Source organism: Streptomyces sp. NPDC026589, assembly GCF_040638385.1.
In the GTDB taxonomy this organism is placed as follows: Bacteria; Actinomycetota; Actinomycetes; order Streptomycetales; family Streptomycetaceae; genus Streptomyces.
Genome location: NZ_JBEZYG010000012.1, coordinates 139,399 through 156,494 on the forward strand (window position 1 = coordinate 139,399; position 17,096 = coordinate 156,494).

Below are 17,096 nucleotides of genomic sequence, written 5' to 3' on the forward strand. Positions count from 1 at the left end.
GACGTCTACGGGGCGGGGTCAGCCGAGACCCGGCCCCCGCACCGGAATGCTGGTGAACGTCGGAGCCGGGGCGGGCTCGGTGAAGAAGTCGTTGCCCTTGTCGTCGACGACGACGAACGCGGGGAAGTCCTCGACCTCGATGCGCCAGACCGCCTCCATGCCGAGCTCCTCGTACTCGACGACCTCGACCTTCTTGATGCAGTCCTGGGCGAGGCGGGCCGCGGGGCCGCCGATCGAGCCGAGGTAGAAGCCGCCGTGCGCGTCGCAGGCGTCGGTGACCTGCTTGCTGCGGTTGCCCTTGGCGAGCATCACCTTCGAGCCGCCCGCCGCCTGGAACTGCTCCACGTACGAGTCCATCCGGCCGGCCGTCGTCGGGCCGAAGGAACCGGAGGCGTACCCCTCGGGCGTCTTCGCCGGGCCCGCGTAGTACACCGGGTGGTCCTTCAGGTACTGCGGCATCTCCTCGCCCGCGTCCAGCCGCTCCTTGATCTTGGCGTGCGCGATGTCGCGGGCCACGACCAGCGGCCCGGTCAGCGAGAGCCGGGTCTTGACCGGGTACTTGGTCAGCTCGGCCAGCACCTCGTCCATCGGCCGGTTGAGGTCGATCTCCACGACGTCCCCGCCCGCCCCGTCGAGGTGCTCGTCGGTGGTGTCGGGGAGGAAGCGCGCCGGGTCCTTCTCCAGCTGCTCCAGGAAGACGCCCTCGGCGGTGATCTTCGCGGTGGCCTGGCGGTCGGCGGAGCAGGACACGGCGATGGCGACGGGCAGCGAGGCCCCGTGCCGGGGCAGCCGCACCACGCGCACGTCGTGGCAGAAGTACTTGCCGCCGAACTGCGCGCCGATGCCGATCCGCTGCGTCAGCTCGAAGACCTTCTCCTCCAGCTCCTTGTCCCGGAATCCGTGCCCGGTGGGCGAGCCCTCGGCCGGCAGCTCGTCCAGGTAGTGCGCGGAGGCGTACTTGGCGGTCTTCAGCGCGAACTCCGCCGACGTGCCGCCGACCACGATCGCCAGGTGGTACGGCGGGCAGGCCGCGGTCCCCAGCGAACGGATCTTCTCCTCCAGGAACTTCATCATGGAGGCCTCGTTCAGCACGGCCTTCGTCTCCTGGTAGAGGAACGACTTGTTGGCCGAGCCGCCGCCCTTCGCCATGAAGAGGAACTTGTACGCGCCGCCGTCGGTGGCGTACAGCTCGATCTGGGCCGGCAGGTTGGAGCCGGTGTTCTTCTCGTCCCACATGGTCAGCGGGGCCATCTGCGAGTAGCGCAGGTTGAGCTTGGTGTACGCGTCGTAGATCCCGTGCGACAGGGCCTCCTCGTCACCGCCCTCGGTCAGCACGTTCTGTCCGCGCTTGCCCATGACGATCGCCGTACCGGTGTCCTGGCACATCGGCAGGACACCCGCCGCGGCGATGTTGGCGTTCTTCAGGAGGTCCAGCGCCACGAACTTGTCGTTGGAGGACGCCTCCGGGTCGTCGACGATCCGCCGCAGCTGCGCCAGGTGGGCCGGACGCAGGTAGTGCGAGATGTCGTGCATCGCCTCGGCGGCCAGGGTGCGCAGCGCCTCCGGCGCGACCTTGAGGAACGTCCGGCCGTCGGCCTCGAAGGTGGAGACGCCCTCGGCGGTCACCAGACGGTACGGCGTGGTGTCCTCCCCCAGGGGGAGCAGATCGGAGTACGCAAACTCTGCCATGACGGCCATTCCTCACTCGGCGACGGCGGCTGACCTCCCTCGGGCAGCGCATCCACCAGGGTAGAGCGCCGCCCCCGGGAGGATCCTGTGAGGTAAGGCTCACCTGGATCCCGCCCCCGGAAGGCGGGTGCGGGGCCGGGGCACGCCGGTTGGAGGGGTAGTCGCGATCTATCGCGTTTGGGTACGCTGGGGCGGTGGACCTAGAGAAGCAGCCCCAGCAGCCCCACGCGCCGGCCGCCCGGCCGCCCGCCGAAGCCCTGGACGGCGATGGCATCCGCGCCTCCGACGCCGACCGCGACCGGATCGCGGACATCCTGCGGGAGGCGATGGCCGAGGGTCGTCTGACGGCGGACGAGCACGCGGAGCGGATCGACCTGGTCTACCGGGCCAAGACCGTCGGCGAACTCCAGCCGATGGTCCGGGACCTGCCCGCCGCCTCCGGTTCCACGGCCCGCCCGGAGTCCCAGCCGTACGCCTACGGTCCCGAGGCCCCCGACGGCCCCGCGGAGAATCTCGTCGCGGTCTTCAGCAGCGCCAACCGCAAGGGCCGTTGGCGGGTCGGCGGCCGGACGAACGCCTTCGCGCTCTTCGGCAGCGTGGAGATCGATCTGACCGAAGCGCTTTTCGGCCAACGCCTCACCGTTATCAATGCGACGTCCATCTTCGGCAGCGTCGACGTCCGGGTGCCGGAGAATATTTCCCTGCGCGGCAGCGGTACGGGCGTCTTCGGCAGCTTCGAAGTGCGGACGCTCGAATCGCCGGATGCGGAAGCACCGGTCGTCGTGGTCAACGGCTATTCCGTGTTCGGAAGCGTGGAAGCCAGGCCGAAGCGGGGCAAGTTCGTCGCGGACCTCCAGCAGCGGCTGCGCAAACATCTCGGCTACTGAATACGGCGGGGCGCACGACATACGGCGGGGCGCGCGACCTCCGGTAATCGGCCATAAAGCCGCGGGGGCGCATTACGGTGCGCCGCGCGCTGGTGCCACTCAGTGCATAGGCGTACGCACAGCGGGTAGGGAGTGCTGCATCGACTCTCGCTCGCGAAGCCGTAGCCGTCGTCAGGAGTAGACCGTGCTGCAACCGCCGCATCAGCCTCTGCAGGTCGCCGCCGTTCCGGCCCAGCGGACCCCCGCCCGGGAGGACGACGCGGGCCCCTGGCATTCCGATGCGGCCTGCCGCCGCGACGAGGCCGGCCTGTTCTTCGCCCCGTCGAAGGAACCGACCGCTGCCCGGCTGGCCCGCGAGGAGGCCGCCAAGCGGGTCTGCGCCCGGTGTCCGGTCATGGTGGAGTGCCAGGAGCACGCGCTGATGCAGCCCGAGCCGTACGGGGTATGGGGCGGGCTCACCGCCGCGGAGCGCCGGGTGGCGCTGGCCCGGCGGCGACGGCGGGACATCGAGCTCACGGCCGCCGCGACGGCGTCGGAGCACATAGCGGCGGCGGGCTGAACGAGTCCCCGCCCGGAATTCGCGCACATGCGACGGGGAGGGTGCGGGGAGCGATGGTCCGCTCCCCGCACCCTCCCCGTTCCGGCAGCTGTTCGGCAGCCGTTCCGGCTGCCGACTGCTTCGCGCTGGTCGCCGCCGACTACTTCGCGCGGTCGAAGTCGATGGCGCTGTAGGCGCGCAGCTTCGACAGCCGGTGAGTCGAGGAGATCGACCGGATCGTGCCGGACTTGGAGCGCATCACGATCGACTCGGTGGTCGCCGTCTCCGCGCGGTACCGCACACCGCGCATCAGCTCACCGTCGGTGATCCCCGTCGCCACGAAGAACACGTTGTCGCCGCTGACCAGGTCGTCGGTCGACAGCACCCGGTCCAGATCGTGGCCCGCGTCCAGCGCCCGCTGCCGCTCCGCCTCGTCCTTGGGCCAGAGCTTGCCCTGGATGACGCCGCCGAGGCACTTTATGGCGCACGCCGAGATGATGCCCTCGGGCGTCCCGCCGATGCCCATCAGCAGGTCGACGCCGGTGCCCTCGCGGGCCGCCATGATCGAGCCCGCGACGTCGCCGTCGGAGATGAACTTGATCCGCGCGCCCGTCTCCCGGATCTCCTTGACGATGCCCTCGTGGCGGGGCCGGTCGAGGATGACGACCGTGACGTCCTCGGGCATGGAGTTCTTCGCCCGTGCCACACGCCGGATGTTGACCGACACGGGCGCGTTGATGTCGACGAAGTCCGCCGCCTCGGGCCCCGTCACCAACTTGTCCATGTAGAAGACCGCGGACGGGTCGAACATCGCGCCCCGGTCGGCCGCCGCCAGCACGGCGATGGCGTTCGGCATGCCCTTGGCGTTGAGCGTGGTGCCGTCGATCGGGTCGACCGCGATGTCGACCTCGGCGCCGGTGCCGTCGCCGACCCGTTCGCCGTTGAACAGCATGGGGGCTTCGTCCTTCTCGCCCTCGCCGATGACGACGACGCCGTTCATCGAGACGGTCGAGACGAGGGTCCGCATGGCCTTCACGGCGGCGCCGTCGGCGCCGATCTTGTCGCCGCGGCCCACCCAGCGCCCGGCAGCCATGGCGGCGGCCTCGGTGACCCGGACCAACTCCAGGGCCAGGTTGCGGTCGGGGGCCTCCGGGGAGACCTCCAGTTGGGACGGCAGATGATGCTCGGACATCGGAGCGCACCTTTCTGTACGGCGACGACCGGATATGAGGGTGCTGTGACTCTATCGGTAGGTCGATAAAATGAGCAGGCCGGGTCACGCATGAGCGCCTCCGGCGGCGCGACCGTGAGCGGCACCCTGCGGCCGGGCGTGTCCGGCCGCGTGCCACCATGGATCCCGTGGCAAGCAAGCGAGGCAAGCAGACAGTCCGGGACATGCTCCTGTCGACCTTGGTGATCGCCGCCTGCGCGGGCGTCATCTACCTGTTCATCCCGAAGGACGAGCACGCCGATCCGCTCAAGGCCGTCGACTTCACCGTGGAACTGGCGACCGTGCGGACCGCCGCCCCTTACCCGGTGGCCGCGCCCGAGGGTCTGTCCAAGGAGTGGAAGGCGACCTCCGTCCGGTACGACGACGTCGCGGGCGACGCCTGGCACCTGGGCTTCCTCGACGCGGACCGCAGGTACGTCGCGGTCGAGCAGTCGACCGTCGCCGCGGGTACGTACGTCCCCGAGGTCAGCCGGAAGGCCAAGGACACCGGGCGCACGGAGACGGTGGCCGGCCGGGAGTGGCAGTACTGGGAGGGCGCGAAGTACAACGCCCTCGTCCTGCCCGGCAAGGGGCACACCACGGTGGTGACCGGCTCGGCTCCGAAGGAGAGCCTGGTCGAGATGGCCGCCGCACTGAAGACGACGCCGCCCGCAGCGTCGGCTTCCTGAGGCGGGGCCCGCGCCGAACCGCGTACGCGAAGGGGCCCCGGAACACCAGCAGGTGTTCCGGGGCCCCTTCGCGTACGGGCCGCCGGGCTCGGGTGGAGCCTTGGGCTCAGACGGTCGTGACGACCTCGTCGAAGGAGAGGCGCGGGCTGCGCGGGAACCAGGCGTCCTCGCCCGGCTTGCCGATGTTGACGACCATCAGCGGGGCGTGGTCGTCGTCCAGGAACTCCTTCTGGATGCCCGCGGCGTCGTAGCCGGTCATCGGGCCGGCGGCCAGGCCGGCGGCGCGGACGCCGATGATGAAGTAGGCGGCCTGGAGCGCGGCGTTGAGGCCGGCGGCCGACTCGCGGACCGGGCGCTCGGAGAAGAACATGTCCTTGGCCTGCGGGAAGTGCGGGAGCAGCGCCGGGAGTTCCTCGTGGAACTCGTTGTCGGCGGCCAGGATCGCGACCAGCGGGGCCGTGGAGGTCTTCGGCTGGTTGCCCTCGGCCATGTGCCGGACCAGGCGCTCGCGGCCCTCGGCGGAGCGGACCAGGACGACGCGCAGCGGCGACTGGTTGAAGGCGGTCGGCCCGAACTTGACCAGGTCGTAGATCGCCTGGACCTGCTCGTCGGTCACCGGCTCGTCGGTGAAGGTGTTGGCGGTACGGGCCTCACGGAAGAGGAGGTCCTGGGCGGCGGGGTCGAGAACGAGGGACATCTGGTGCAAACCTTCCGAACGTACGCGGTGGGGAGAAGACCCGAACGTACGCCAGAGATAGGTTAACTTTCAACTAAAACCGGGCGGGAGTGATCCATTGCACAGTACATCTGTCTTGCGCGACGGCCTCCGGCCCGAGCGCGGAGACCCTCGCACCGCCCTGCGCCGCCGCCGCGCCACCGCGGACCATCACCGCGCGACCGCTGCGCCCGCGACCGCTCAGCCCGCGGGCGTTCGCTCGCTCAGTCCTGGGCGTCGTCCTCCTGCGGGCGGGCCAGGGCCGCGTCCAGCCGGGCGCGTGCGCCCTCCAGCCAGTGCCGGCAGACCTTCGCCAGCTCCTCGCCCCGCTCCCACAGGGCCAGCGACTCCTCCAGCGTCGTGCCGCCCGCTTCCAGCCGGCGTACGACCTCGATCAGCTCGTCCCGCGCCTGCTCGTAGCCGAGCGTGCCCGTGGCGGCAGCCGCCGTCGTCCCGTCGTCGTCCGTCATGTGATCCACCCTAAGCGTGAGCTGTTACGACCATGTGGGCGCCGCGGCCCCTGCGATACGGCCGCCCGGCCGTCCTGCGTTCCCGTCCCGGCTCCCCGGCCGCCCCGTTTCCCGGTCCCGGCGGGCGCGGCTCCCGGGCCGTCCCGCTCCCCGTTCCCTCGCGGGTGCGGCTGTCCGGCCTTCCGGCTCCCTCCGGCCTCACCCGTCCACTTCCCCCGGCCTCACCCGTCCACCCGCACCGTGAACTCGCCCTCCGAGACCCGCGCCCGCAGCGGCTCGCCGGGCGCCCCGGCCTCCTCGGGGGAGCGGACCACGTGCCCGTCGGGCCGCTGGAGCACCGCGTAGCCCCGCTCCAGGGTCGCGGCCGGCGACAGCGAGACGACCCGGGCGAGTGTGTGCGACAGCTCCGAATCGGCCCGGTCCAGCAGATGGCCGAGCACCCGGCGACTGCGCCCCAGGAGCGCGTCCACCTCGGCCTCGCGCTCGTCCACCAGGCGGTGGGGCCGCTCCATCGCGGGGCGGCCCAGCGCATGCGCGAGCCCCCGCTCCTCACGGTCCAGCAGCCCCCGTACGGTCCGCAGCGCCCGGTCCCGCAACTGCTGCACCCGCTCCATCTCCTCGCCCACATCGGGGACGACCTTCTTGGCCGCGTCCGTGGGCGTGGAGGCACGCAGATCGGCGACCAGGTCCAGCAGCGGCGAGTCGGGCTCGTGGCCGATCGCGGAGACCACCGGCGTACGGCAGGCGGCCACGGTCCGGATCAGCTGCTCGTCGGAGAACGGCAGCAGATCCTCGACGCTGCCGCCGCCCCGCGCCACCACGATCACGTCGACCTCCGCCAGCGCGTCCAGCTCCTCGACCGCCTGCACCACCTGGGCGACCGCGTTCACCCCCTGCACGGCGGTGTTGCGGACCTCGAAGCGCACGGCGGGCCAGCGGCGGCGGGCGTTCTCCAGGACGTCGCGCTCGGCGGCGGAGGCTCGCCCGCAGACCAGCCCGACGAGCTGCGGCAGGAACGGCAGCGGCTTCTTGCGGTCCAGGGCGAAGAGCCCCTCGGCGGCGAGCGACTTCTTCAGCTGCTCCAGCCGCACGAGCAGCTCACCGATGCCGACCGGCCGTATGTCCGTCGCCCGCAGCGACAGCTGCCCCCGGGGCGCGTACCACTCGGGCTTGGCCAGCACGACGACGCGCGCGCCCTCCGTCACGACATCGGCGATCCGGTCGAAGACCTGCCGGAAACAGGTCACGCTCACCGAGATGTCGTGGGACGGATCGCGCAGCGTCAGGAAGACGACCCCGGCGCCCGGGCGCCGCGACAGCTGGGTGATCTGCCCCTCCACCCAGATGGCGCCGAGCCGGTCGATCCAGCCGCCGATGAGCCGGGACACCTCACCGACGGGCAGCGGCGCTTCCGCGGACGTGTTGAGAGCCATACGGGCGAGCGTATCGGCAGCCACCGACAGGCCCCCCGCCCCGCGCGGGGCCCGCGTCGCCCGCACACCGCCGAAGCCGTACATAGCGCGAAGCCGTACGGGACGCGGAGCCGTACGGGACGCGGAGCCGTACAGAACGCCACGGCCTGGCAGTCCTACGGAACCGGCGCACCCTTCTCCGCTCCACCCGGGTCCTCCATACCGCCGCCCCGCCGGCCCGCCCCCTGCACCGCCAGCACCACGAGCCCCACCCCGAGCCAGCAGACGCCCACCACCTGGGAGGACGCCGTCGCCTCCACGATGACCGCGACCAGCACCCCCGCGCCGACCACCGGGATCAGGACGTGCCGCCACCACACCGGCGGGCCCTCCATCCGGCGTACGGCGAACCAGCCGACCACCGACGCGTGCAGCAGGATGAACGCCGTCAGCGCGCCGATGTCCACGACGGAGACCAGATGGTCCAGGCCGTCGTCGCGCCGGGCCGCCCACACGGCGGCCACCAGCGTCACGATCGCCGCGCACAGGATCGCCACCCGCGGCACGCCCGACGACGGGTCGACCTTCGCGAGGAAGTGCGGCAGGCGCCTCTCCCGGGCCATCGCGAAGACCAGCCGCCCGGCGGCGGCCTGCCCCGCCAGCGCGGCGAACGCGGCGCCGATCGCCTTGCTGACCGCCACCAGGTCATGCAGCCACGTTCCCACCGAGGCGTCCACCGCGTCGTAGAACGCCGACCCCTGCGCCGCCGGGTCCGCCGCCAGCTCCGCCGAGCTCACCGGCTCCAGCAACGCCGCCAGATACGACTGCGCCACGAACAGGACGCCGGCCAGCACCAGACAGAACAGCACCGCCCGCGCCACCTTCTGCGAGCCGCCCGTCACCTCCTCGGCGAACGAGGCGATGGCGTCGAAGCCCAGATAGGAGAGCACGGCGATCGACACGGCCCCCAGCACCGCCGTCATGGAGAAGCCGGAGTCCCCCGTCAGCGGAGTCAGCCAGCCGCGCTGCGCCCCGTCCCGCACGAGGACGACCACGGCCGAGACCACGAAGACCAGCAGCACCACGATCTCCATGGCCAGCACCGTGAAGCCGACCCGGGCCGCCGCCCGCACGCCCCACAGGTTGAGCAGGGTGGTCACGAGCACGGCGATCGCGGTCCACACCCACCGCGAGACCTCCGGGACCAGCGCGTTCATCGCGATCCCGGAGAAGAGGTAGGCGACGGCCGGGATCAGCAGGTAGTCGAGCATGGCCATCCACCCGGCGATGAACCCCGGCCCTTCCCCGAGCCCCTTGCGGGCATATGTGAAGACCGAACCGGCGAAAGGGGCGACCCGCACCATCTGGGCGTAACTGAAGGCGGTGAACCCCATGACCACCGTGGCCACCACATAGACGAGCGCGACCGCGCCGCCGGACTTGGCGTCCAGGGTGCCGAACACCCCGACGGGGGCCATCGGGGCGATGAAGAGGAGCCCGTAGACGACGAGATCCCGGAATCCCAGCGTCCGCCGCAGCTTGCCCGGTTCCGTACTGCTGCCCGTACCACCGCCGCCCGAACCGCTCCCTGTCCCGCTGCCCGCACCGCTCCCCGAACCGCTCTCCGGAACCGACGCCATCGCCCCTCCATCACCATCAGCCATTTCCCACGAACGCACCGTGACCAGTCTCCCGACCCGGCCGTCCTCGCGCCTGTTCGCCACGGCCTTACGATGGGACGCATGACTGCAACTCCTGCCCGTCGTGTCCTGCTCGCCGCACCCCGTGGCTACTGCGCGGGCGTGGACCGTGCCGTGATCGCCGTGGAGAAGGCCCTGGAGCAGTACGGGGCCCCGATCTACGTCCGCCACGAGATCGTGCACAACAAGTACGTCGTGCAGACCCTGGAGAAGAAGGGCGCGATCTTCGTGGACGTCACCGCGGAGGTGCCCGAGGGATCCATCGTGATGTTCTCCGCGCACGGAGTCGCGCCCACCGTCCACGCGGAGGCCGCCGAGCGAAAGCTCGCCACCATCGACGCGACCTGCCCGCTGGTCACCAAGGTCCACAAGGAAGCCGTCCGGTACGCCAAGGAGGACTACGACATCCTCCTGATCGGCCATGAGGGGCACGAGGAGGTCATCGGCACCTCCGGCGAGGCCCCCGACCACATCACGCTGGTCGACGGCCCCGAGGACGTCGCGAACGTCGAGGTCCGCGACGAGTCGAAGGTCGTCTGGCTCTCCCAGACCACCCTGTCCGTCGACGAGACGATGGAGACGGTCGACGCCATCAAGGCGAAGTTCCCCAACCTCCTCTCGCCGCCCAGCGACGACATCTGCTACGCCACGCAGAACCGCCAGATCGCGGTGAAGAAGCTCGCCGAGGACGCCGAACTGGTCATCGTGGTCGGCTCCAAGAACTCCTCGAACTCCATTCGCATGGTCGAGGTCGCCCTGGACGCCGGAGCCCCCGCCGCCCACCTGGTCGACTTCGCCGACGAGATCGACGAGGCCTGGCTGGAGGGCGTGACCACGGTCGGTCTGACGTCCGGCGCCTCCGTCCCCGACGTCCTCGTCGACGGCGTCCTGGAATGGCTCCAAGAGCGCGGTTACGCGGACGTGGAGACGGTGAAGACGGCCGACGAGTCGATCACGTTCTCCCTCCCCAAGGAGCTGCGCCGCGACCTGCGCGCCGAGGCCGCCGCCCTTTCCGCCGAGTAGCCGCGCAAGGGGCCCGGCCTGCCCGTACCGTGGGTTCCATGGAGATCTTCGGCGTGGACATCGGCGGATCCGGGATCAAGGGCGCTCCCGTGGACCTGGACCGCGGAGACCTGGCGCGGGAGCGCCACAAGGTGCTGACACCGCACCCGGCCACGCCCAAGGGCGTGGCCGACGGCGTTGCCGAGGTCGTAGGTCATTTCGACTGGACGGGCCCCGTCGGCATCACCTTCCCCGGGGTCGTCACGGACGGCATCACGCGTACCGCGGCCAATGTCGACAAGGGATGGATCGACACGGACGCGCGCACGCTGCTGGGTGAGCGGATCGGTCAGCCCGTCACCATCCTGAACGACGCGGACGCGGCCGGAGTCGCCGAGATGACCTTCGGCGCGGGCAAGGGCCGCGCGGGCACGGTCATCATGCTGACCTTCGGCACAGGCATCGGCAGCGCCGTCTTCAGCGACGGCGTGCTCGTCCCCAACACCGAGTTGGGCCACCTGGAACTGCACGGCCACGACGCGGAGAAGCACGCCTCCACGAAGGCCAAGGAGGACGAGGACCTCAGCTGGCAGCACTGGGCCCACCGGGTCCAGAAGTACCTGCTGCACGTGGAGATGCTGTTCTCGCCCGAGCTGTTCATCATCGGCGGCGGCGTGAGCCGCAAGGCGGAGAAGTTCCTGCCGCTGATCGAGAAGGTCCGGGCCGAGATGGTCCCGGCCCAGCTCCAGAACAACGCGGGCATCGTGGGAGCGGCGATGGCGGCGGCGGGCCAGGCACACACCAAGGGCTGAACGGACCGGACGGCACCACGGGCCGCACGACGTACGGGCCGGGGCCCCGGCAGCGGAGACGGGCCGAGAGCGCTCAGGGCCGCTCAGGACGCCGGTCCACCGCGCCCGCCGTCGGGGCCCCGGCCCGTACGGGCTTCGCCGCCGCGGCCCCGGCGGCGGCCCGGGGCGCCCGCTCGGGTGCGGTGCCACGTCCCTGGGCCAGCACATACCGTCGCCGGGCCCGCATCTGGCGCACCTTGCGTACGGAGGCGATGACCCCCGCGACCAGCGTCCCGCCGTACAGCCAGCCGGCGTGCACGGCGAGGGCGGTGACGAGGCCCATGGTCTGCCCGCCGAACCCCTCGGACCCCCCGGAAATCGGAAACACTCCGACGGCGAAGGCGATGGGCACGCTGATCGGCGCGGTGACCAGGTCGGCGGGCCGGACCCAGAGGGCGGTCAGAGCGCTGACGGGCAGGAAGAGCAGCCCGTAGACGAGCTCCGAACTGTCGAACAGCAGTCGGTCGACGCAGGCGAGCACGAACATGGTGAGGGCGGCGAACAGCCCGGCCCCGATCCCGGTGAGCCGGGGGTTGGGGAACCGCCGCAACGCGAGAACCACGGGCGGCACACTGCGCACCCGTACCCGGTACACGGCGGCACTCTCGCCGCCCGCCCGGCCCGGCGCGGGCGGGGCGGGCGCGGCCTGCGGGGGCTGCCTGCGCTGCGGGGGACGTGTCCTGTGCTGCTCCACCTGCACAACGTAGGTCGCGGGGGGCGGGGAATCAGGCGTTGGACACGCGCTTTGGCCGACCTTGGCGTTGCGTTCGATGTCACACGGCCGAAAGGTGCACTGTTCGGGACGGCGGAAGAGAGGCCCGGGCCATCGCACGGTTCGAACCGGGGGAGGGCCCGGGAGAGCCGGGGGCAGCTGCACGGCCCCCCACTCAGTGGGAGCCAGCGGGAGCCAGTGGCAGGAACCCGTGAAACCGCACTGTCCGGGCCCACCAGGCCGCCCCGTAAACTGGAGAATCGGTCCACTCCGGGACCCGGCCGAACAGCCGAGCCGGGCCCGGACGCCCCTGACCCCCTCCTCACTCCAGGAAGTCGCCAAAGTGTCGCTCACGATCGGAATCGTCGGTCTGCCGAATGTCGGCAAGTCGACCCTGTTCAACGCCCTGACCAAGAACGACGTGCTGGCGGCCAACTACCCGTTCGCCACGATCGAGCCGAACGTCGGCGTGGTCGGCGTCCCGGACCCGCGCCTGAACAAGCTCGCGGAGATCTTCAGCTCCCAGCGGCTCCTCCCGGCAACGGTCGACTTCGTCGACATCGCCGGCATCGTCCGGGGCGCTTCGGAGGGCGAGGGCCTGGGCAACAAGTTCCTTGCGAACATCCGCGAGTCCGACGCGATCTGCCAGGTCATCCGGGCCTTCAAGGACGAGAACGTCGTCCACGTCGACGGCAAGGTCTCGCCGAAGGACGACATCGAGACGATCAACACCGAGCTGATCCTCGCCGACCTCCAGTCCGTCGAGAAGGCCGTCCCGCGCCTGACGAAGGAATCCCGCCTCCAGAAGGAGAAGGTCGCGGTCCTCGCCGCGGTCGAGGAGGCCCAGAAGATCCTGGAGTCCGGCCAGACGCTGTTCGCCGCGGGCATCACGGCGGCCACCGAGAAGGGCCGGCTCCTCCACGAGCTGCACCTGCTCACCGTCAAGCCGTTCCTGTACGTCTTCAACGTCGACGAGGACGAACTGGTCGACGAGGACTTCAAGAACGAGCAGCGTGCCCTGGTCGCCCCCGCCGAGGCGATCTTCCTCAACGCCAAGATCGAATCCGAGCTGATCGAGCTCGACGACGACGAGGCGCTCGAACTGCTCCAGTCCATGGGCCAGGAAGAGCCCGGCCTCGCCACCCTCGGCCGCGTCGGCTTCGAGACCCTGGGCCTCCAGACCTACCTCACGGCAGGACCCAAGGAAGCCCGCGCGTGGACCATCAAGAAGGGCGCCACGGCCCCGGAGGCGGCCGGTGTGATCCACACCGACTTCCAGAAGGGCTTCATCAAGGCGGAGATCGTCTCCTTCGCCGACCTGGTGGAGACCGGCTCGGTCGCCGAGGCCCGCGCCAAGGGCAAGGCCCGCATGGAGGGCAAGGACTACGTCATGCAGGACGGGGACGTGGTGGAGTTCCGCTTCAACGTGTGATGCCTGATTCCTTGATCACCTAAAGAGGCTGCTCAGGGCAGGAAACCCCAGGTCAGGGGCCAGATCTTACGGTCTGGCCCTTTCCTGTTTTCTCCGGCTGATTCCGGGCTTTTCCTGGGAGCGTGCTGACTTGGTGCTGACCCTCTTGGCGGCTCGCGGAAGCTCTGACCTGCGACTCCAGAGGGATACGACGTGCCGCCCCGCAGGAGTGACCCGGACGTGGCGGCGAGGGAGCGGTTTCCTGTTCCGGAAACGTGAACCCCTTGTGGCACAGGCCGTCGCCTGGGAACGATGAACGGGACACCGGAGCACGGGAACGAGGGGGCACCGTATGAGGCTGACGAAGCTGGCCACGACCTGTGAGAACGGGGACTGTCCCACCCTGTACGCGACCGACAGGGGAACCCTGATCGTGCAGGGAGGCGTGCCGACCGGTCACGGCCTCGACGTGCCGGAGGGCGAAGCCCTGGTGGAAATCCCGATGGACCTCATCCGGAAGGCAATCCGTGATCAGCGCATCTAACGACCTGGCCGCCCGCTTCTCCACCTTCGAGGAGGAGGCGTTCCGGCTGGAGACCCTCGACGACTACAGCAACTCCGGGAACCCCGCCGCCTTCCGCTCCTTCCTCGCAGGGGAGCCGAAGCCCGAGGACTACAACGCGGGCTGGCTGGAGACCGTGAGCAAGGCGACGGAGAGCGGGAAGCGCATGGTGCGCGTCCACATCCTGTCCCGCCCGCTCACGCCCTACCTCCGCTACGAACTGAGCTGGGGCTACCAGACGAACATGACGGCCGGCGAGGAGTTCCACATCCTCGACATCACCGACCGGGAGAACCCCCTGCTCGGTGTGCCGGACTTCTGGCTCTTCGACAGCCGCGAACCAGTCGTCCTCAACTACGACGACAACGGCGCCTTCACCGGCCCGACGTTCTTCGCCGCCCCGAGGGAATTCCTCATCCCCGAAGAGTCTCCGTACGCCGGCTACCGGGACACGGCTCTGGCATCGTCCGTTCCGTTCACCGAGTGGTGGGCAAAGTACGGGGAGTGAACCGGACAGAACTCGGCGCAGCGCTGCGGGCCCTGCGGCAGGCATCCGGCAAGGAGGCCAAGGCCGTTGCCCGCAGCGCCGTCATGTCGACGGCCAAGCTCTCGAAGATCGAGAACGGGCGCGTAGCCGCGGCGACGGCGGACGTAGAACGCATCCTCACGGCCTTGGAGGTATCACCGGAGATCAAGGCCGAGTACCTTGCCGTAGCCCGCGCACAGGCCACCGAGGCGACCGCATGGCGCCTCTTCCGACGCATGGGTTACAGCAAGAAACAGGAACAGATCAGGGCCCTTGAGTCCTCGATGACGCTCCTGCGCCTCTTCCAGCCCTCCCTTGTCCCCGGCCTGCTTCAGACCCCGGAGTACATCCGAGCCGTGCTGGAACCGAAGGGCCTCACGGACGAACAGTTCTCCCGTACGGTCGCTGCCCGCATCGAGCGCCAACGTGTCCTGTACGACACCGGCAAGACACTGCACTTCGTCCTGACGGAACCCGTCCTGCGCTGGCGTCTCCTCCCGGCCGCGATGATGGCGGGACAACTGGACCGCATCGTCTCGGTCTCCCGGCTCCCGAACGTCGATGTCAGAGTGGTCCCCCTTGATGCCCCTCAGCGTGACGTCCCCGGCCACTCGTTCGTCATCCGCGATGACCGTGTGGTCACCATCGAGACGACGCACGCCGAGATGGTGGTGACCGACCCACGGGACGTCTCCCTGTACGTCGAGAAGTTCGACCGCTTCACCTCCGTCGCCCTTGCTGGGGACGCGATGCGCGAGCTGGTCGAGGGCATCAGGGACGCGTTCTTGCGCGAACGGGAAACGCACTAGCCGCGGCTTGTCGGGCCAGCTCACGATGACCTTCTCGACGAGATACGGGGAGGCGCACGAGATGCGCGAGACGCACGAAGCACAGACGACGATGTCCGAAACTGTGGCCCTGTCCCTGCCGCCGGCACGACCGGAGCCCGTCCCCGGCTGCCGGGACTGCCTCCGCCTCGCGGTGCAGCGGGTCAACGCAGCCTCGGTGGGGGATTACTCCAAGGTCTCCGACATGAACGTGACCCTGCGATCGCACCTGCGCGACGGACATGGGGGCGAGTAATGACCCGTGCGGTTCTGCGGTACGTGACGCACAGGATCACCCAGCACCCGGACACCGACGTGACGTTCGAGGCCGAGTGTCTCCACTGCGCGTGGAAGGCAAGTCCGTCAGTGGACGGGGCAGCCGTGGACGTCGAGTGCATGGGACACACCGGTCGCAGCGGACACAAGGGGTTCCGTCGCGTGTGCACCTCGTTCGCTCAGGTGACCAAGGCAGGAGCCGAGGAAGCGGAGGTGGGGCGTTGAGTGTCGATGACGACGCCGGCAACGGACCAGGTGACCAGCTCCCGCGTAGCGCAGGGCGAGCGGAGGGGAGAAAGCGCGCTCGTGACCTCGATGCCCTCGCAGGCTGTCCAGAAGCAGGAGACCTCGAAGGTCAGGATCAGCCTCAGACCATCCGGTACACCTTGAAAGACCACCCCAACGTCACAGTGGAGTGGACCCTGGTCGAATGGCCGGAGTGGAAGCAGAGGCGTTTCGACGAGATCATCACGAGCTGTCTGATGCGTCAGCTCAAGGAGATTCGGCGCTCGGAGGTTACCCAACGCATTGATCAGGCGAGTCGTCCCTACACACCTAAACAGGCTGGAGAAGCCTCGTAGGCGTCCGAACCTGAGCCCACACGATCTCAGGCGCGCTCGGCGCACGCCAGGAACGGGCCGGCTGCCTTGCTCCAGGACTCGCCCCGTGCGAGAGCCGTTGTCCCCTCTGTGCGCAGAGACTCGACCACGGGTGCGAGAAACGTCGTCCTCCAGTGCTGGATGGTCTCCGGCTTCATGCCGCTCGCATCCACCACAGCCCCCACTTTCGCTTCGAGGACAGCCGCGCCCTGCACCGTGTCGTCGCCGGTCCACGCATCCACGTGCTGGGCTATCAGTGCCCACGACAGTTTGATCATGCGTCGGATCGTAGAGGCGACAGGGGAGAACCGGGAGGGGCGAGGGCGGGGGTATGACCCCCTTGTCTCTGAGCTTCAGTCCGCCGCGTCTTAGCAGCTCGGATTCTGCCACGGTTCCCAGGTCGACGAGGCTCTCCAAGACGCCACATCAAACACCCTGTATCCGCAGGTCAGCGATGATCTCAGCGGCCTATGGCTCCTCCATCGTCGCTGCCAAGAATGAGCGGCAGGGAACTCCACACTCAGGCTGCGGCTTGACCGGGATCCTGGTCTTGCGAGGAGCCACCTCTGGAATGCGGTGGACGGTACTTGCATCCAGGAGGGAGGTCGTTCCCCGTGTCCGCCTTGTACTTTGCCTTGTTTTCCTCGGAAGCTTGTTCACCAGGGGAGAGCTTCACCAGGCTCCCGACTACTGGATGCAGGACAGGGGACTGGCGTGGCTGACTCTCGGCTACGGGGGCAGGGCTCGAACCGAATTCCTCGGAGACTGTATCGGGCAGCACGTCGACGCCCTCCTCAGTGCCCCGCCTATTGGCGAGCGCCTCCAGCAAGGCCATCGTCCCAGCGAAGACCGCTGCGCGGAACGCCTCTTCCTTGAGGAGGTCTTTTCCGGCTCTCATGGCGCCGGAAAGGTGCTTCCTCAGGACAGTCCTCCTGCGCCGGGCTTCATCAGGTCCGGAAGTGACCTGGTCATCAGCCTCGGGAGTCTCAGTGACGTCGTCCACCCCCCTAGAGCTACCGG

Annotated in this window: 19 protein-coding genes; 10 read left to right on the forward strand and 9 right to left on the reverse strand. The window is 69.5% G+C overall.

What is annotated here, in order from left to right:
- Window positions 1-18 precede the first annotated feature (18 nt).
- Window positions 19-1,689, reverse strand: a complete 1,671-nt coding sequence (locus AB0F29_RS21685; RefSeq protein ID WP_069755272.1) for a fumarate hydratase — start codon at window positions 1,687-1,689, stop codon at window positions 19-21.
- A gap of 194 nt (window positions 1,690-1,883) precedes the next feature.
- On the opposite strand from AB0F29_RS21685, the gene AB0F29_RS21690 reads away from it, so the two are divergent.
- Both AB0F29_RS21690 and AB0F29_RS21695 read left to right on the forward strand, forming a co-directional pair.
- A complete protein-coding gene (locus tag AB0F29_RS21690) occupies window positions 1,884-2,576 on the forward strand; it encodes a DUF1707 domain-containing protein (protein WP_361874325.1) in 693 nt (230 codons plus the stop codon).
- Window positions 2,577-2,760: 184 nt separating this feature from the next.
- A complete protein-coding gene (locus AB0F29_RS21695; protein WP_361874327.1) occupies window positions 2,761-3,135 on the forward strand; it encodes a WhiB family transcriptional regulator in 375 nt (124 codons plus the stop codon).
- Window positions 3,136-3,274: 139 nt separating this feature from the next.
- Here the strand turns inward: AB0F29_RS21695 and glpX are convergent, their stop codons facing one another.
- Window positions 3,275-4,306 carry a class II fructose-bisphosphatase gene (gene glpX / locus AB0F29_RS21700; protein WP_361874329.1) on the reverse strand — a complete coding sequence of 344 codons (1,032 nt, stop codon included), beginning with the start codon at window positions 4,304-4,306 and terminating at the stop codon, window positions 3,275-3,277.
- A 158-nt stretch (window positions 4,307-4,464) separates the two neighbouring features.
- Here glpX and AB0F29_RS21705 point away from each other — a divergent pair, with 158 nt between their 5' ends.
- Window positions 4,465-5,013, forward strand: coding sequence for a DUF4245 domain-containing protein (locus AB0F29_RS21705; RefSeq protein ID WP_361874331.1), 549 nt, complete (start codon window positions 4,465-4,467; stop codon window positions 5,011-5,013).
- 106 nt (window positions 5,014-5,119) lie between these two features.
- On the opposite strand, the gene AB0F29_RS21710 is transcribed toward AB0F29_RS21705, so the two are convergent.
- From AB0F29_RS21710 to AB0F29_RS21725, 4 genes are all read right to left on the reverse strand, one after another.
- Window positions 5,120-5,710 carry a malonic semialdehyde reductase gene (locus AB0F29_RS21710; RefSeq protein ID WP_361874333.1) on the reverse strand — a complete coding sequence of 197 codons (591 nt, stop codon included), beginning with the start codon at window positions 5,708-5,710 and terminating at the stop codon, window positions 5,120-5,122.
- A gap of 242 nt (window positions 5,711-5,952) precedes the next feature.
- Complete coding sequence (locus tag AB0F29_RS21715) at window positions 5,953-6,198, reverse strand: exodeoxyribonuclease VII small subunit (protein ID WP_361874335.1); 246 nt, start codon at window positions 6,196-6,198, stop codon at window positions 5,953-5,955.
- Between the two features lie 221 nt (window positions 6,199-6,419).
- The gene (xseA, locus tag AB0F29_RS21720; protein ID WP_018956181.1) at window positions 6,420-7,631 is read right to left on the reverse strand and encodes an exodeoxyribonuclease VII large subunit; all 1,212 of its coding nucleotides are present in this window, start codon (window positions 7,629-7,631) and stop codon (window positions 6,420-6,422) included.
- A gap of 155 nt (window positions 7,632-7,786) precedes the next feature.
- Window positions 7,787-9,250, reverse strand: a complete 1,464-nt coding sequence (locus AB0F29_RS21725; protein WP_361874337.1) for an APC family permease — start codon at window positions 9,248-9,250, stop codon at window positions 7,787-7,789.
- A gap of 93 nt (window positions 9,251-9,343) precedes the next feature.
- Between AB0F29_RS21725 and AB0F29_RS21730 the strand changes: the two genes are divergently transcribed.
- Together AB0F29_RS21730 and ppgK are read left to right on the forward strand one after the other, a co-directional pair.
- Entirely contained in the window at window positions 9,344-10,333 is a 990-nt protein-coding gene (locus AB0F29_RS21730) for a 4-hydroxy-3-methylbut-2-enyl diphosphate reductase (RefSeq protein ID WP_199787771.1), read from the forward strand.
- Between the two features lie 38 nt (window positions 10,334-10,371).
- Window positions 10,372-11,124: a polyphosphate--glucose phosphotransferase gene (gene ppgK, locus AB0F29_RS21735; protein ID WP_361874339.1), complete on the forward strand. Its 753-nt coding sequence runs from the start codon at window positions 10,372-10,374 to the stop codon at window positions 11,122-11,124.
- Between the two features lie 73 nt (window positions 11,125-11,197).
- Here the strand turns inward: ppgK and AB0F29_RS21740 are convergent, their stop codons facing one another.
- Window positions 11,198-11,758 (reverse strand): DUF6542 domain-containing protein, encoded by a 561-nt coding sequence (locus AB0F29_RS21740; RefSeq protein WP_361874541.1) that lies wholly within the window; start codon window positions 11,756-11,758, stop codon window positions 11,198-11,200.
- Window positions 11,759-12,218: 460 nt separating this feature from the next.
- Between AB0F29_RS21740 and ychF the strand changes: the two genes are divergently transcribed.
- From ychF to AB0F29_RS21765, 5 genes are all read left to right on the forward strand, one after another.
- Window positions 12,219-13,307 (forward strand): redox-regulated ATPase YchF, encoded by a 1,089-nt coding sequence (ychF, locus tag AB0F29_RS21745; RefSeq protein ID WP_010063336.1) that lies wholly within the window; start codon window positions 12,219-12,221, stop codon window positions 13,305-13,307.
- 331 nt (window positions 13,308-13,638) lie between these two features.
- On the forward strand, window positions 13,639-13,830 hold the full coding sequence (locus AB0F29_RS21750; protein WP_361333796.1) for a hypothetical protein: 192 nt from the start codon (window positions 13,639-13,641) through the stop codon (window positions 13,828-13,830).
- Entirely contained in the window at window positions 13,814-14,356 is a 543-nt protein-coding gene (locus AB0F29_RS21755; RefSeq protein WP_361874342.1) for a DUF6879 family protein, read from the forward strand. The genes AB0F29_RS21750 and AB0F29_RS21755 overlap by 17 nt, the downstream gene beginning before the upstream one ends.
- The gene (locus AB0F29_RS21760; protein ID WP_361874344.1) at window positions 14,353-15,183 is read left to right on the forward strand and encodes a helix-turn-helix transcriptional regulator; all 831 of its coding nucleotides are present in this window, start codon (window positions 14,353-14,355) and stop codon (window positions 15,181-15,183) included. Before AB0F29_RS21755 ends, AB0F29_RS21760 begins: the two co-directional genes overlap by 4 nt.
- A 61-nt stretch (window positions 15,184-15,244) precedes the next feature.
- Window positions 15,245-15,457 (forward strand): hypothetical protein, encoded by a 213-nt coding sequence (locus AB0F29_RS21765; RefSeq protein WP_361874346.1) that lies wholly within the window; start codon window positions 15,245-15,247, stop codon window positions 15,455-15,457.
- Window positions 15,458-16,084: 627 nt separating this feature from the next.
- Here AB0F29_RS21765 and AB0F29_RS21770 read toward each other — a convergent pair.
- Both AB0F29_RS21770 and AB0F29_RS21775 read right to left on the reverse strand, forming a co-directional pair.
- Entirely contained in the window at window positions 16,085-16,354 is a 270-nt protein-coding gene (locus tag AB0F29_RS21770; RefSeq protein ID WP_361874348.1) for a hypothetical protein, read from the reverse strand.
- A 242-nt stretch (window positions 16,355-16,596) separates the two neighbouring features.
- The gene (locus tag AB0F29_RS21775; RefSeq protein WP_361874350.1) at window positions 16,597-17,079 is read right to left on the reverse strand and encodes a hypothetical protein; all 483 of its coding nucleotides are present in this window, start codon (window positions 17,077-17,079) and stop codon (window positions 16,597-16,599) included.
- Window positions 17,080-17,096: the final 17 nt, after the last annotated feature.